Origin of the sequence: Streptomyces chartreusis, from assembly GCF_008704715.1 — a bacterium.
Lineage (GTDB): Bacteria > Actinomycetota > Actinomycetes > Streptomycetales > Streptomycetaceae > Streptomyces > Streptomyces chartreusis.
The window spans coordinates 795219-809466 of the sequence record NZ_CP023689.1 but is presented as its reverse complement, the minus strand read 5'-3'; the positions used below and the strand labels follow the sequence as shown (position 1 = coordinate 809466).

The window sequence follows — 14248 nt, the reverse complement described above, 5'->3', positions numbered from 1 at the left end:
TTGAAACCTTTCACGACGTCGAAAGGCCCGTCCCGCCGGCGTCGTCGAGGAGCCCCCATGACCCACCCGTCCATCACGGGTCCGGCCCCGGTTCTGGCGCTCAGGGACATCTCCAAGTCCTTCGGCGCGGTCCGTGCCCTGCGGGACGTCTCCCTGGAGCTGTTCCCCGGAGAGGTGCACGCCCTCGCCGGGGAGAACGGCGCGGGCAAGTCGACCCTGATCAAGACGCTCGCCGGCGTGCACCGGCCCGACGCCGGCCAGGTGCTGCTCGACGGCGAGCCCGTCGTCTTCCACGGCCCCGGCGACGCCCGCGACGCCGGCATCGCCGTGATCTACCAGGAGCCGACCCTCTTCCCCGACCTTTCGATCGCCGAGAACATCTTCATGGGCCGCCAACCGCGACGCGCCCTCGGCCGCATCGACCACAGGGCCACGCACACCGCGACCCTGGCCCTGATGCGGCGCCTCGGCGTCGAACTCGACCCCGACCGGCCCGCGCGCGGCCTGTCCATCGCCGACCAGCAGATCGTCGAGATCGCCAAGGCGCTCTCCTTCGACGCCCGCGTCCTGATCATGGACGAGCCGACCGCCGCCCTCACCGGCAGCGAGGTCGCCCGCCTCTTCGGAGTGGTGCGCACCCTGCGCGAACAGGGCGCCGCCGTCCTGTTCATCTCCCACCGGCTGGAGGAGATCTTCCAGATCTGCCGGCAGGTGACGACCCTGCGCGACGGCGCCCGGATCGCCAGCGAGCCGGTGGAGGGCATGACCGAGGACGACCTCGTGCGCCGGATGGTCGGCCGCGACCTCGACGAGCTGTACCCCAAGCAGGACGTGAAGCCGGGCGAGATCGCCCTGAGCGTGCGCCGGTTGACCCGGGAGGGCGTCTTCACCGACGTCTCCTTCGACGTGCGGCGCGGTGAGATCGTCGGCCTCGCCGGCCTCGTCGGCGCGGGCCGTACCGAAGTCGCGCGGGCCGTGTTCGGCATCGACCGCTGGGACGCCGGAGAGGTGTCCGTCGGCGGCAAGGCCCTCACCAACGGCGCCCCCTCCACCGCCATGGCCTCCGGCCTCGCCCTGGTCCCCGAGGACCGGCGCGCCCAGGGCCTGGTGATGGACATGTCCATCGAACGCAACATCGGCCTCACCGGACTGCGTACGACCGTCAGGGCGGGGCTGATGGACCGCGGCGCCGAACGCAGCCGCTCCCTCGACTGGGCCGTCAAGCTCCAGGTCAAGTACGCGCGGATCGCCGACACGGTCAACACCCTGTCCGGCGGCAACCAGCAGAAGGTCGTCCTCGCCAAGTGGCTCGCCACCGGCCCCAAGGTGCTCATCGTCGACGAACCCACCCGGGGGATCGACGTCGGCACGAAGGCCGAAGTGCACCGGCTGCTCAGTGAGTTGGCCGCCGACGGGGTGGCCGTTCTGATGATCTCCTCCGACCTGCCCGAGATCCTCGGCATGGCCGACCGCGTGCTCGTGATGCACGAGGGCCGCCTGACCGCAGAGATCCCGCGCTCCGAAGCAACCGAGGAAACCGTGATGGCCGCAGCCACCGGGAGGGCAGCCGCATGACGGTCACCACTCCCCAAGAGGCTCCCGCGACCGACGTGGCCAAGTCCAGCGGCACCCGCCTGGTCGACCGCGTCTTCAAGATGCGCGAACTCGCCATCCTGGCCGTCTTCGTGGTGATGATCGTCGTCACCCAGCTGGGCAACAGCGAGTTCCTCACCGAGCAGGGCATCAAGGACCTGCTGCTGAACGCGACGATCCTCGTCCTGGTCGCCACGGGCCAGTCCCTGGTGGTGATCACACGGAACGTCGACCTGTCGGTCGGCTCCACGCTCGGCATCAGCGCCTTCGCCGCCGGTACGTTCCTCCAGGGCGGCGGGAACCCGGTCCTGGCCGTGCTCCTGGCGGTCCTGGTGGGTGTCGGCTTCGGCCTGCTGAACGGCCTGCTCGTCAGCCTCGGCCAGGTCCCCGCGCTCGTGGTCACCCTCGGCACGCTCTACATCATCCGCGGCATCGACTCCATCTGGGTCGGCTCCCGCCAGATCACCGCGGCCGATCTCCCCGACGGCTTCGTCGACTTCGGCTCCGGCGGCATCTCCGCCGTGCCGTGGCTGGCACTCATCGCGATCGTGGTCCTCGTGGTCACCGCGTACTACCTCAAGCACTACGGCAGCGGCCGCGAGCTGTACGCCCTCGGCTCCAACCCGGAGGCCGCCCGCCTCGCCGGCATCCCGGTGCGCAAGCGGATCCTCGCCGCGTACACCTTCTGCGGCGGGCTCGCCGGACTCGCGGGCGCGCTGTACCTGGCCCGGTTCGGCAACGTCGACTCCGGCACCGGCAACGGCTACGAACTCACCGTCGTCAGCGCGGTCGTCGTCGGCGGCGTCGTCTTCACCGGCGGCTCAGGCAGCGTCTACGGCGCCGCCCTCGGCGCGCTGCTGCTGACCTCCATCAACAGCGTGCTGCCCGCCCTCGGCGTCAGCTCCGTCTGGGTGCTCGCCATCAACGGCATCCTGCTCATCCTCGCCATCGCGGTCGACCGGATCGTCGCCCTGCGAGTGGCCACCGCCCTGAAGAAGAGGAACGCCCGCCATGGCTGACTTCTCGCTCGCGCGCGCCGTTCGCTGGGACACGGTCGTCGGCGCCCTCCTCGTCGTCGTGCTCCTGCTGTCCTTCACCACGGTCGACGGCTTCGGCAACGCCCTGAACCTGTCGTTCCTGATCGGCAACACGCTGCCCATCGCACTGATCGCCCTGCCGATGACCCTGCTCGTGGTCTCGGGCGAGATCGATCTGTCGGTGGCGTCCACGGCGGGCCTCTCGGGCGCGGTGATGGGCGCACTGTGGAACCAGGGCATGACGATCGAGACGATCATCCCGATCTGCCTGCTGCTCGGTGTCGTGTGCGGCCTGATCAACGGGCTGCTGGTGACCAGGCTGGGGCTGCCGTCCCTCGCCGTCACCATCGGCACCCTCGCCGCCTACCGCGGCATCGCGCAGATCGTGCTCGGTTCCGACGCGGTGACCGACTTCCCCACCCAGTACCTGGACTTCGCCGCCGGACGCATCGGCGACACCTTCGTCCCGTACGCCTTCCTGCCCTTCCTGGTCCTGCTCGCCATCGCCGTGGTGGCGCTGCACGCCACGCCGTTCGGGCGGTCGCTGTTCGCGATCGGGGCGAGCGAGGAGGCGGCGCGGTTCGCCGGGATCCGCGTCAAGCGGCAGAAGCTGATCCTGTTCACGGTGACGGGGCTGATGGCGTCGCTCACCGGGATCTTCTGGGCGCTGCATTACGCGAGCGCTCGCTATGACAACGCCACAGGTCTCGAACTCTCCGTCGTTGCCGCTGTGTTGCTCGGGGGCATCGACTTCGACGGAGGCAAGGGCACGTTGGGCGGTGCCATCGCCGGGGTGTTTCTGCTGGGGGCGCTGCAGAACGTGATGAGCCTTCAGGACGTTTCGGCGCAGTCGCAAATCGTGGTCACGGGTGTCCTGCTCGTGCTTTCCGTCCTCGGGCCGCGGGTGGCTCGGCAAATCGCCGTTGTGCGGGCTCAGTCATCCGGCTGAAGGCCGCATGTGGTTGATCGCGCAGGGCCCCGCACCCCCAACAGCATCCACTCACCTCTGTCAGAAGGAACCGTCATGCGTAAGTCATCCCTCCGGCGTGTCTGTGTGACCCTCGCCGCCGTCACCTCCCTCGCTCTCGCGGCCACCGCCTGCGGCGGTACCACCAAGGAGGACGTCAAGGACGAAGGGGCCTCCGCTGCCACCGCCGGCAAGGCCGATCCGAATGCCGAGCTGAAGAAGGGGCTGACCGTCGGGTTCCTGCCCAAGCAGGTCAACAACCCCTACTTCACCTCCGCGGACAAGGGCGGCGAGGCGGCCCTGAAGGAGCTGGGGTCCAGCTACAAGGAGGTCGGGCCGAGCAGTGCCACCGACACCGCCGGGCAGGTGAGTTACGTCAACACGCTCACCCAGCAGCAGGTCGACGCGATGGCCGTGTCCGCGCAGGACCCGGGCGCCCTGTGCACCGCGCTGAAGCAGGCCATGAAGAACGGCATCAAGGTCGTCACCTACGACTCCGACACCACCGCCGGCTGCCGCAACGCCTTCGTCTCGCAGGCCTCCGCCGAGGACCTGGGCCGCACCGAGGTGCAGCTGCTCGCCGAGCAGCTGGACTACAAGGGCGAGATCGCGATCCTGTCCGCCGCGCAGACCGCGACGAACCAGAACACCTGGATCGACTTCATGAAGGACGAGCTCAAGGACCCCAAGTACAAGGACATGAAGCTCGTCAAGGTCGCCTACGGCGACGACGACGCCCAGAAGTCCTTCCAGCAGACCCAGGGCCTGCTCCAGGAATACCCGAACCTGAAGGGGATCATCTCCCCGACCACGGTCGGCATCAAGGCGGCCGCCCAGTACCTGTCGGGCTCCAAGTACAAGGGCAAGGTCAAGCTGACCGGCCTCGGCACCCCCAACGACATGCGCAAGTACGTCAAGAACGGCACGGTCGAGGCGTTCGAGCTGTGGGACCCGGCGAAGCTCGGCGAGCTGGCCGCCCGTACCTCCGTGGCCCTGGTCTCCGGGCAGATCACCGGCAAGGAGGGCGAGACCTTCAAGGCCGGCGACATGGGTGACTACACCATCGGCAAGGACGGCGTGATCAGCCTCGGCAAGCCGACCGTCTTCGACGCCAAGAACATCGACCAGTTCAACTTCTGACATCCGGAGGGTTGTTGATGCAGCGCGTGTGCTTCCTGCTGAAGGTCAGGGCGGACCGCCTCGACGAGTACCGCGAGCGGCACGCGGCCGTGTGGCCCGAGATGCTCCAAGCGCTCTCGGCCACCGGCTGGCACAACTACTCGCTCTTCCTGCGTGACGACGGCCTGCTCGTCGGCTACCTGGAGACCGAGGACTTCGCCGCCGCCGTGGCCGGCATGGAAGCCACCGACGTCAACGCCCGCTGGCAGGCGGACATGGCGCCGTTCTTCGAGTCACTGGACGGCGCCCGGCCCGACGAGGCCATGAAGCCCCTCACGGAAGTGTTCCACCTCGCCTGACCCCCCACCCCGCACGACCCCCGCCTCGCACCTCGCCGACCCTGGAGTCCCCCGAGATGAAGAGACGTACCCTGCTGGGCGCCGCACTCGCCGGAGCCGTCGTGACCCCCGCCCTCGCCTCCGGCACCGCCCGCGCCGCCGACCCCGGCCCGTCCCTCACCCTGACGGGCACCACCACCCTCGACACCCAGGCCATCTACTTCGTGTCGTACGACGGCCTGGTCAACAACAACGCCTTCCAGAAGAACGGCCTGCTGACCCACAAGGGCCATCAGTACGCCGCCTGGTACACCGCCGACCGGGGCGCCGTCGTCGGCCGCCGCGCACTCGGCGCCGGCACCTGGTCCACCCTCAAGGTCGGTCACACCCTGCGCTACAACGACTCCCACAACGTCATCTCGATGGGAATCTCCAAGGTCGACGGCCGCCTCCACCTCAACATGGACTCGCACAGCGACGGCTTCACCTACATCAAGTCGGCCGCCGGACTGCTCGACGACCCGGCCGGCCTGAGCTGGACCGCCAGCCGCTTCGGCGCACCCCAGTCGACGCTCGACGGCCTCGCCCTCACCTCGCAGTTCACCTACCCGCAGTTCGTCTCCACCCCGGAGGGCAAACTCCAGCTCAGCTACCGCGTCGCCGTCTCCGGCAACGGCCGCAACGCCCTGGCCGAGTACGACGGTTCGGCCTGGACGAATCTGGGGGAGTGGAGCAGCTCCACCGGCACCTACACCAGCGAGCACGGCTCCTCGACCGCCCGCAACATGTACCTGCACGGCATCGACTACGACCGGGCCGGACGCCTGCACTCCTTCTTCACCTGGCGCGAGCAGAACGGCGCCGTGATGTGCTCCGGCGGCGGCATCACCAACCACGACACCGGCTACGTCTACTCCGACGACCGCGGCCGCACCTGGCGCAACAGCGCGGGCTCCGTGGTCGGCACCACCGGCGGCTCCGACAAGGTCGCCGTCACCGACAGCGGACTGGTGATCGACCCGCTCAACCCGGACCACTCCCTGATGAACCAGGAGAGCCAGTTCACCGACTCCGCCGGCCTGCCGCACGCGATCATCAGCTACGTCCCCGGCCGGTTCGGGCAGTGCACCACCAACTACGTCGCCGACCGCACCGCGAACGGCCGCGCCTTCCATGTCCGCAGGAACGCCTCGGGCACCTGGCAGAAGACCGAGATCCCGGTCCCGCTGAACTCCAGCCAGCGCACCAAGCTGATCCTGGACAAGTACGACAACGCCTACGCGATCTTCCCGTTCTGCCGGATCGCCGGAGCCTCCAAGGCCTCCGGGTACTCGGACTGGGCGATCCTGTACGACGGTGTCGGCGCCGGGCTGAACGCCTTCGGTGAGGTCGTGATCGACGAGACCCGCGTCGCGCAGGACAACTTCCTGTCGATCATGTACCAGGAGAAGTCCAGCGGTACTACGCCCTCGGCCCTGCGCAACCTCAACTTCCGCCTGCCTGCCTGATCGCAGCCGTTGTGGGCGGCTTGACGGTAATGTTCCTTCGCGCCGCTCCCACGCACCACAAGTCTCTCTGGAGGTCCCTGCCCGATGGCCCAGTCGGTGGGTATCAAGGACGTCGCCCGCGCCGCCGGAGTCTCCGTCGGCACGGTCTCGAACGTCATCAACCGTCCGGACACGGTCGCGACCGAGACCCGGGCGCGGGTGCAGTCCGCGATAGACCGGCTGGGCTACGTCCGCAGCGAGTCCGCGCGCCAGCTGCGCGCGGGCCGCAGCCGGATCATGGGCCTGCTCGTCCTCGACATGGGCAACCCCTTCTTCGTCGACGTGGCGCGCGGCGCCGAGCGCACCGCACGGGACGCCGGGCTCGGCGTGATGGTCTGCAACAGCGCCCAGAGCGCGAGCGAGGAGGCCGACTACCTGTCGCTCTTCGCCGAGCAGCGGGTGCGGGGCGTGCTGCTCACCCCGGCCGACGCCACCGGCCGCAACATCGAGACCTTCCGCCGGCACAACATCCCCTTCGTTCTCGTCGACCGGGTCGCCGAGGGCACCACCGAGTGCTCGGTCTCCGTCGACGACGTCGCGGGCGGCGCCCTCGCCGTACGCCATCTCGTCGACGCCGGGCACCGCTCCATCGCCTACGTCAGCGGCCCGCCCGGCCTCAACCAGGTCCGCGACCGCCGCACCGGCGCCCTCAACGCGCTCAGGGAAGCCGGCCTCGGCCCCGAGAACCTGCGCGAGCTGCCCACCGAGCGGCTCGACGTCGCCGCAGGCCGGGACGCGGGCGCCCGCCTGCTCGGCCTCGCCGAACGCCCCACCGCCGTCTTCTGCGCCAACGACCTCCTCGCGCTCGGCGTGCTCCAGGCCATGTACGCGGCAGGCGTCGGAGTCCCCGACGACCTGGCCATCGTCGGCTACGACGACATCGAGTTCGCGGCCGCCGCGGCCGTCCCGCTGACCTCCGTGCGGCAGCCCGCGGTCACCATGGGCACCCTCGCGGCGGAGATGCTGCTGGAGGAGACGGAGGCGGAGACCGGGGCTAAGACGCACGAGCACCGGCGGGTCGTCCTCCAGCCGGAGCTGGTGGTCCGGCGGTCCAGTCTCTCGGCCCGCTGATCGGCCGTTCAGTACGATTTCATGATCCCGGGGCTCGGTCGGCGCAGGAACATGTGCTGAACTGGGACGCGGCCCGAAAACCCTCCGTCCCGGGAGCACCGTTGACCGTCAGCTACCGCCAGCCCGGCGTCGTCCTCACCGACCGCCGCTTCACCGTGCCCCTCGACCACGCCGACCCGGCGGGGGAGACGATCGAGCTCTACGCCCGTGAGGTCGTCGCCGGCGACAAGGCGCACCAGGAGCAGCCGTGGCTGGTCTACCTCCAGGGCGGCCCCGGCTTCGGGGCGAACCGTTTCGTCGGCAAGGGGGCCTGGCTCGGCCGCGCGCTGAAGGAGTTCCGCGTCCTGCTGCTGGACCAGCGCGGCACCGGCCACTCCACGCCCGCCAACCGCCAGACGCTCCCGCTGCGCGGCGGCCCCGCCGAACAGGCCGAGTACCTCACGCACTTCCGCGGCGACTCGATCGTCCGCGACTGCGAGCTGATCCGCGGGGAGGTGACCGGCGGCGCCCCCTGGACCGTCCTCGGCCAGAGCTTCGGCGGCTTCTGCACGGTCAACTACCTGGCCACCGCACCCGAGGGCCTGAGCGCCGCCGTGATCACCGGCGGCCTGCCCTCCCTGGACGCGCACGCCGACGACGTCTACCGGGCGGCCTTCCCGCGCATCGAGCGCAAGGTCGCCGCGCACTACGCCCGCTACCCGCAGGACGTCGAGCGCGCCCGCCGGATCGCCGACCACCTCCTCGCGAACGACGTGGTCCTGCCGAACGGCTACCGCTTCACCGCGGAGGCCTTCCAGTCCCTCGGCATCCTGCTCGGCGGCAGCGAGGGCAGCCACCGCCTGCACTACCTGCTGGAGCACGCCTTCGTCCGCACCGCGCAGGGCGCCGCCCTCTCGGACGCCTTCCAGGAAGAGGCGCAGAACCTGCTGTCGTACGCGGGCCACCCGCTGTACGCCCTCGTCCACGAGGCGATCTACGGCCAGGACGACCGGCCCACCGACTGGTCCGCGGAGCGGGTGCGTGCCGAGTTCCCGCAGTTCGACGCGGCCAAGACGCTCGCCGGGGACGGCCCGCTGCTGTTCACCGGCGAGTCGATCCACCCCTGGATGTTCGACTGCGACCCGGCGCTGCGCCCGCTGCGCGAGACCGCCGAACTCCTCGCCGCCCGCACCGACTGGACGCCCCTGTACGACTCCGCGCGCCTGGCGGCCAACGAGGTGCCGGTCGCGGCGGCCGTCTACCACGACGACATGTACGTCGACACCGCCCACTCCCTGGCCACCGCCCGTGCCGTGCGGGGCCTGCGGACCTGGGTCACCGACGAGTTCGAGCACGACGGCGTCAGGGCCGGCGGCCCCCGCGTCCTGGACCGCCTGCTCGCCCTCACCCGTGACGAAGCCTGATGTCGGTGTGACGCGTTAAGGTGCGGGCATGACCGAGCCGACGATCACTCAGCTCCAAGCCATGCCCGACGACTGGCAGCGCGCGCTCGCCGTCGTCGCGCACCCGGACGACCTCGAGTACGGCTGCTCGGCGGCGATCGCCGCCTGGACCGACGCCGGCCGCGAGGTCGCCTATGTCCTGGCGACCCGCGGCGAGGCCGGCATCGACACCCTGGACCCCGAGAAGTGCGCCCCGCTGCGCGAGCGCGAGCAGCGGGCCAGCGCGGCCCGCGTCGGCGTGACGACGGTGGAGTTCCTCGACCACAAGGACGGCGTGATCGAGTACGGCACCGCCCTGCGCCGCGACATCTCCGCCGCGATCCGTCGGCACCGGCCCGAGCTGGTGATCACGCTCAACCACCGGGACACCTGGGGCGGCGTCGCCTGGAACACGCCCGACCATGTGGCCGTGGGCCGGGCCACGCTGGACGCGGCCGGGGACGCGGGTAACCGCTGGATCTTCCCGGAGCTGATCGAGCAGGGCCTTCAGCCGTGGAACGGCGTCCGTTGGGTCGCGGTGGCCGGCTCCAGCACCCCCACCCACGCGGTGGACGCGACTGCGGGACTGGAGCGGGCGGTGCACTCCCTGCTCGAACACCGCACCTACATCGAGGTGTTGACCGACGAGGACCCCGAGACGTATGTCCGCGGCTTCCTCACCGAGAACGCCCGGTCGACGGGGGAGCGGTTCGGCGGCAGGCCGGCCGTGGCGTTCGAGCTGTTCGGCCGGTAGTTCCGGCCGGCTACGCGGGAGACGGGGGCACGGTGAACGACACGAACGGCACGCACGACACCGAGTTGCTGGCGGTGCGCTTCGAGGAGCATCGGGGCCACCTCAAGGCGGTCGCCTACCGCATGCTCGGCTCGCTCGCCGAGGCGGAGGACGCCGTCCAGGAGGCATGGCTGAAGCTGAGCCGTACGGACGCGGACGCCATCGACAACCTCGGCGGCTGGCTGACCACGGTGGTAGGCCGGGTCTGCCTGGACCTGCTCCGCTCCCGTACGCGACGCCACGAGGAGCCCCTGGACGACACCTTCGTACCGGACCCCGTGATCCGTCCCCTGACGCAGATCGATCCGGAACAGGAGGTGCTCCAGGCCGACTCGGTGGGCCTGGCCCTGCTCGTGGTGCTGGAGACGCTGGAGCCGGCCGAGCGGATCGCGTTCGTCCTGCACGACATGTTCGCGGTGCCCTTCGACGACATCGCGCCGATCGTGGAGCGCTCCTCGGCCGCCACCCGGCAGCTCGCGAGCCGTGCCCGGCGCCGGGTGAAGGGCGCCACGCCGTCGAGCGAGCCGGACCTCGGGCGGCAGCGGCAGGTCCTCGACGCCTTCATGGCCGCCGCACGCGCGGGGGACTTCGAGGCACTGCTCGCGGTCCTCGACCCCGAAGTGGTGCTGCGCGCCGATTCCGGACCGCTGGTGCGGGGCGCGGCGGCGTCCAAGCTGGTGCGCGGTGCGAAGCCGGTGGCCGAACAGGCCCTGCTGTTCGCGCAGTTGGCGCAGTACGCGCAGTTGGTGCTGGTCAACGGGGAGATCGGGGTGCTGCACGCGCCGGCGGGACAGCCGCAGTCGGTGATGGGCGTCACCGTCGCCGACGGGCGGATCACGCACATGTACATCCTCGCGGACCCCGAGCGGCTCGGCGGGCTAGGCCTGGCGGACCTCGGCGACTGAGTCAGGCCGCCACGACCAGCGTGCCGACCGTGCGGCGCGGGCCGACCACCCGCCCGTCGGGCAGGAGCTCACCGGTGTCGTCGAAGACGATGGTGCCGTTGCACAGCAGGCTCCAGCCCTGTTCGGGGTGGGCAGAGACGATCACGGCGGCGTGCGGGTCGGGGCTGTCGGCGGTCGGGCACGGGGGCTGGTGGCTGCACATGACGTCTCCTCGGAATCCTCGATGCGGTGCTGCTCCTGCTTTCGTCGGCTCCTGTACCAGTGGTAGCCGAACTTGTTTTCCGTTGTATGAGAGGACCCCCACACCGCCGGAAACTCATCGGTGAGTTCCGGTGCCGGGCCGGACATTAGGCTGGTGACATGCAAGATCACCCCGGCGACCTCATGGACCTGCACGGAGACTGCGCGAACTGCTTCGGGCTGTGCTGTGTCGCACTGCCCTTCACCGCCTCGGCGGACTTCGCGCTCGACAAGGACGCCGGTACGCCCTGCCGGAATCTCCAGGACGACCATCGCTGCGGCATCCACGCCCGGCTCCGGCAGAGCGGCTTCAGCGGTTGCACGGTCTACGACTGCTTCGGCGCCGGGCAGAAGGTCTCGCAGGTCACCTTCGCCGGGAAGGACTGGCGTGCTGCCTCCCGTGAGCACGCCCGGCGGATGTCCGACGTCTTCCCGGTCGTCCGCCAGCTCCACGAGCTGCTCTGGTACCTGACCGAGGCACTCACCCTGCCCGCGGCCCGTCCCGTCCACGCCGAGCTGCGCGAACTCCGGGACGAGACGGACGCCCTCACCCGCCGGACCGCGGAGGAAATCGCCTCGCTGGACGTGGCAGCGCACCGGCAGAAGGTCAACGTCCTGCTGCTGCGGACCAGCGAGCTGGCGCGGGCGGGAGTGCGGGGCCGCAAGAAGGAACGCCGGGGCGCGGACCTCATGGGCGCCCGCCTCCGGGGCGCGGATCTGCGGGGCGCGAACCTGCGCGGTGCCTACCTCATCGCGGCCGACCTGACCGGCGCCGATCTGCGTGGGGCGGACCTCATCGGCGCCGATCTGCGCGACACCGACCTCACGGACGCCGATCTGACCGGCGCCTTCTTCCTGACCCAGCCCCAGCTGAACGCGGCCCGGGGCAGCGCGGGCACCCGGCTGCCCGCCTCAGTCGGCCGTCCCGCGCACTGGACAGCCGAGCGCTGACGGAGCGTCCTCCTCGGCCGGGGGCGGCACGGCCGGGCCGGGCACGGGCACGCCGGCCCGCCGCTCCAGGTTCAGCCGCAGCCCCTCCGGCATGAGCGTCAGCCGTTCCGTCACCCGCAGCCGATACGCCGGGTCGCTCCTGAACTCGTAGCGGCGCAGCAGCAGACCCAGCACCAACGTGGCCTCGTGCAGCGCGAACTGGCGCCCGATGCACGCCCGCGCACCCGTCCCGAACGGCTTGAAGGTGTGCGGCGCCCGTGTCCGTACCGCCTTGGGGTCGAAGCGGTCCGGGTCGAACCGCTCGGCGTCCGCGCCCCAGACCTCCGGGTCGCGGTGCAGCATCGCCGTGAGCACCAGCGCCCAGGCGCCCCGCCGCATCGGATGCACCCCGCCGAGCACGGTGTCCTCGCGGGCCTCCCGGGCGAAGGCGGGCGCCGTCGGCCACAGCCGCAGCGCCTCGTCCAGCACGCGGCGCACATAGCGCAGCCGCGCCACCTGGTCGTAGCCGGGCGTCGCCGTCGGGCCCCAGACGCGGTCGACCTCGGCGCGGGCGCGGGCCGCGACGTCCGGGTGGCGGGAGAGGTAGTGCAGGGCGAAGGAGAGCGCGCCCGAGGTGGTCTCGTGGCCGGCCACCAGAAAGGTGATCACCTGCCGGCGGACGTTCTCAGCGGAGAGCCGCTCGCCGGTCTCCGGGTGCGAGGTCCCGAGCATGCGGTCGAGCAGGTCACCGTCCCCGGGTCCGTCGGCGATCCGGGCGCGGACCAGGTCGTCGACGGTGTCGTTGAGGTGGGCGATGTCGGCGTCGTTGCGGCGCGCGGCCCGCCGCAGCAGGAACGGCCACGGCACGGTGTTGAGCCGCTGGGCGTAGCTGAGCGTGCCGACCATCGCCGACACGAAGGGGTGCGGACGGGAGCGTTCGAAGGAGCCGAAGTCGTGCCCGAACCCGGTGCGGGCGATGGTCTCCAGGGTCAGCTTGGTCATGTCGCCGGGCACGTCCACCGACCGGCCCGCCGTGAGCGCGCGGTCCCAGTGGTCCATGAGCCGGTCGGCGACGGCCAGCATCATCGGGTGGTAGCCGGCCATGGCCTCCCGGCTGAACCCGGGTGCCAGGACGTCGTGCGCCAACTGCCAGTTCGGCTCGTGGTTGTACGCCGTGAACAGGCCGTCCCCGGCGACCGGACGGAGGTTGGCGACACCGAGCCCGACATGCTTGGCGAAGCGCGCCTCGTCCGCCATGTCGGCCGCGAGTTCCGAACCCCACACGAAGACGAACTCCCGGTCGAACGCCCGGCGTCGGAAGATCGGCCCCAGCTCGCGGGCGAAGCGCAGGGAGTCCTGGAGCGGCGTACGCCTGCTCGCGCCCAGCACGTCGCCGAGCAGCGGGAGCCGGTGCGGAGGATGGGGTATGCGGAACAGCTCCGGCCAGCCCTGCTCGGCGCTGCGGAACCCCTTCGGAAGTCCGGTCCCGGTCGTCGTCTCCGCCATGACGCGATCTCCCTCGATCCGCTGACACCTTGCGACGCGGCGCTCGTTGTACGTGGGTTCAATAACGCGGTTCAGTCTGATCCCGCTATTGAATCCACGTCAAGTAAAGTGCGGGCATGGCCGCGAACCAGGGTGAGCGCACACGACGCCGGCTCAGCACCGAGGAGCGTCGTGAGCAGCTTCTCGCGGTCGGGGCGCGGCTGTTCTCGGAGAGTCCGTACGACGAGGTGTGGATCGAGCAGGTCGCCGAGATCGCCGGAGTCTCCCGCGGGCTGCTGTACCACTACTTCCCGACCAAGCGGGACTTCTTCGCGGCCGTCGTCGAGCGCGAGAGCGCGCGCATGCTGCGGATGACGGCCGCCGTGCCCGGCATCCCGGTGCGCGAACAGCTCGGCGCCGGACTCGACACCTTCCTGGAGTACGTCGAGGCCCACGCCCATGGCTACCGCGCCTTCCATCGCGCCGACGCGGCCGGGGACCAGGCCGTGCGCAAGGTCTACCAACGGGCCCTGGCCGCGCAGGAGAAGCAGATCCTCGCGGCGATGGCGGCCGACCCCGAGTTCGGTCCGGTCTGCGCGCAGCGCCCGGACGTCCCGCTCGCCGTGCGGGGCTGGCTGGCGTTCACCACCGCGGTCTGCCTGGAGTGGCTGCGCGGCGCCGACCTCTCCCGGGGCCAGGTGCGAGACCTGTGCACCCGCGCCCTGCTGGGCGTCATCTCCCCCTGATCGCCCCTCACCTCGGCAAAGACATCGCACAGGATCGGCGGTGCCGGTTGGCCTGC

The 14248-nt window shown here is 70.7% G+C and carries 14 protein-coding genes; 12 read left to right on the top strand and 2 right to left on the bottom strand.

The features are described from left to right. The first annotated feature begins 57 nt into the window (after positions 1 to 57). From CP983_RS03400 to sigJ, 10 genes are all read left to right on the top strand, one after another. Entirely contained in the window at positions 58 to 1575 is a 1518-nt protein-coding gene (locus tag CP983_RS03400; protein ID WP_150498468.1) for a sugar ABC transporter ATP-binding protein, read from the top strand. After that, on the top strand, positions 1572 to 2612 hold the full coding sequence (locus tag CP983_RS03395; protein ID WP_150498467.1) for an ABC transporter permease: 1041 nt from the start codon (positions 1572 to 1574) through the stop codon (positions 2610 to 2612). The genes CP983_RS03400 and CP983_RS03395 overlap by 4 nt, the downstream gene beginning before the upstream one ends. After that, positions 2605 to 3579 carry an ABC transporter permease gene (locus tag CP983_RS03390; protein ID WP_150498466.1) on the top strand — a complete coding sequence of 325 codons (975 nt, stop codon included), beginning with the start codon at positions 2605 to 2607 and terminating at the stop codon, positions 3577 to 3579. Before CP983_RS03395 ends, CP983_RS03390 begins: the two co-directional genes overlap by 8 nt. 75 nt (positions 3580 to 3654) lie before the next feature. Beyond that, complete coding sequence (gene rhaS, locus CP983_RS03385) at positions 3655 to 4737, top strand: rhamnose ABC transporter substrate-binding protein (protein ID WP_150498465.1); 1083 nt, start codon at positions 3655 to 3657, stop codon at positions 4735 to 4737. Positions 4738 to 4754: 17 nt separating this feature from the next. Further along, positions 4755 to 5075 carry an L-rhamnose mutarotase gene (locus CP983_RS03380; protein ID WP_107906445.1) on the top strand — a complete coding sequence of 107 codons (321 nt, stop codon included), beginning with the start codon at positions 4755 to 4757 and terminating at the stop codon, positions 5073 to 5075. 56 nt (positions 5076 to 5131) lie between these two features. Beyond that, the gene (locus CP983_RS03375; RefSeq protein WP_150498464.1) at positions 5132 to 6562 is read left to right on the top strand and encodes a BNR repeat-containing protein; all 1431 of its coding nucleotides are present in this window, start codon (positions 5132 to 5134) and stop codon (positions 6560 to 6562) included. Between the two features lie 84 nt (positions 6563 to 6646). Next, a complete protein-coding gene (locus CP983_RS03370) occupies positions 6647 to 7672 on the top strand; it encodes a LacI family DNA-binding transcriptional regulator (protein ID WP_125529539.1) in 1026 nt (341 codons plus the stop codon). 101 nt (positions 7673 to 7773) lie between these two features. Next, positions 7774 to 9075 carry an alpha/beta fold hydrolase gene (locus CP983_RS03365; RefSeq protein WP_150498463.1) on the top strand — a complete coding sequence of 434 codons (1302 nt, stop codon included), beginning with the start codon at positions 7774 to 7776 and terminating at the stop codon, positions 9073 to 9075. Positions 9076 to 9103: 28 nt separating this feature from the next. Continuing rightward, the gene (locus CP983_RS03360; RefSeq protein ID WP_107906441.1) at positions 9104 to 9847 is read left to right on the top strand and encodes a PIG-L deacetylase family protein; all 744 of its coding nucleotides are present in this window, start codon (positions 9104 to 9106) and stop codon (positions 9845 to 9847) included. A 32-nt stretch (positions 9848 to 9879) separates the two neighbouring features. Continuing rightward, on the top strand, positions 9880 to 10791 hold the full coding sequence (sigJ, locus tag CP983_RS03355) for an RNA polymerase sigma factor SigJ (protein WP_107906440.1): 912 nt from the start codon (positions 9880 to 9882) through the stop codon (positions 10789 to 10791). A gap of 1 nt (position 10792) precedes the next feature. Here sigJ and CP983_RS03350 read toward each other — a convergent pair whose 3' ends face one another. Next, complete coding sequence (locus CP983_RS03350; RefSeq protein ID WP_107906439.1) at positions 10793 to 10993, bottom strand: DUF5999 family protein; 201 nt, start codon at positions 10991 to 10993, stop codon at positions 10793 to 10795. Positions 10994 to 11151: 158 nt separating this feature from the next. Here CP983_RS03350 and CP983_RS03345 point away from each other — a divergent pair, with 158 nt between their 5' ends. Then, positions 11152 to 11982, top strand: a complete 831-nt coding sequence (locus CP983_RS03345; RefSeq protein ID WP_150498462.1) for a pentapeptide repeat-containing protein — start codon at positions 11152 to 11154, stop codon at positions 11980 to 11982. On the opposite strand, the gene CP983_RS03340 is transcribed toward CP983_RS03345, so the two are convergent. Continuing rightward, on the bottom strand, positions 11944 to 13467 hold the full coding sequence (locus tag CP983_RS03340) for a cytochrome P450 (RefSeq protein ID WP_150498461.1): 1524 nt from the start codon (positions 13465 to 13467) through the stop codon (positions 11944 to 11946). The genes CP983_RS03345 and CP983_RS03340 overlap by 39 nt on opposite strands. Positions 13468 to 13583: 116 nt before the next feature. Here CP983_RS03340 and CP983_RS03335 point away from each other — a divergent pair, with 116 nt between their 5' ends. After that, on the top strand, positions 13584 to 14192 hold the full coding sequence (locus CP983_RS03335; protein ID WP_150498460.1) for a TetR/AcrR family transcriptional regulator: 609 nt from the start codon (positions 13584 to 13586) through the stop codon (positions 14190 to 14192). Positions 14193 to 14248: the final 56 nt, after the last annotated feature.

Bases quoted from the DNA above. Each gene is read 5' to 3' on its own strand.
- CP983_RS03395 (WP_150498467.1), top strand. From the start codon at position 1,572: ATGACGGTCACCACTCCCCAAGAGGCTCCCGCGACCGACGTGGCCAAG.
- CP983_RS03345 (WP_150498462.1), top strand. From the start codon at position 11,152: ATGCAAGATCACCCCGGCGACCTCATGGACCTGCACGGAGACTGCGCG.
- CP983_RS03380 (WP_107906445.1), top strand. From the start codon at position 4,755: ATGCAGCGCGTGTGCTTCCTGCTGAAGGTCAGGGCGGACCGCCTCGAC.
- CP983_RS03350 (WP_107906439.1), bottom strand. From the start codon at position 10,993: ATGTGCAGCCACCAGCCCCCGTGCCCGACCGCCGACAGCCCCGACCCG.
- CP983_RS03375 (WP_150498464.1), top strand. From the start codon at position 5,132: ATGAAGAGACGTACCCTGCTGGGCGCCGCACTCGCCGGAGCCGTCGTG.
- CP983_RS03400 (WP_150498468.1), top strand. From the start codon at position 58: ATGACCCACCCGTCCATCACGGGTCCGGCCCCGGTTCTGGCGCTCAGG.
- CP983_RS03360 (WP_107906441.1), top strand. From the start codon at position 9,104: ATGACCGAGCCGACGATCACTCAGCTCCAAGCCATGCCCGACGACTGG.
- CP983_RS03340 (WP_150498461.1), bottom strand. From the start codon at position 13,467: ATGGCGGAGACGACGACCGGGACCGGACTTCCGAAGGGGTTCCGCAGC.
- CP983_RS03370 (WP_125529539.1), top strand. From the start codon at position 6,647: ATGGCCCAGTCGGTGGGTATCAAGGACGTCGCCCGCGCCGCCGGAGTC.
- CP983_RS03335 (WP_150498460.1), top strand. From the start codon at position 13,584: ATGGCCGCGAACCAGGGTGAGCGCACACGACGCCGGCTCAGCACCGAG.
- rhaS (WP_150498465.1), top strand. From the start codon at position 3,655: ATGCGTAAGTCATCCCTCCGGCGTGTCTGTGTGACCCTCGCCGCCGTC.
- CP983_RS03390 (WP_150498466.1), top strand. From the start codon at position 2,605: ATGGCTGACTTCTCGCTCGCGCGCGCCGTTCGCTGGGACACGGTCGTC.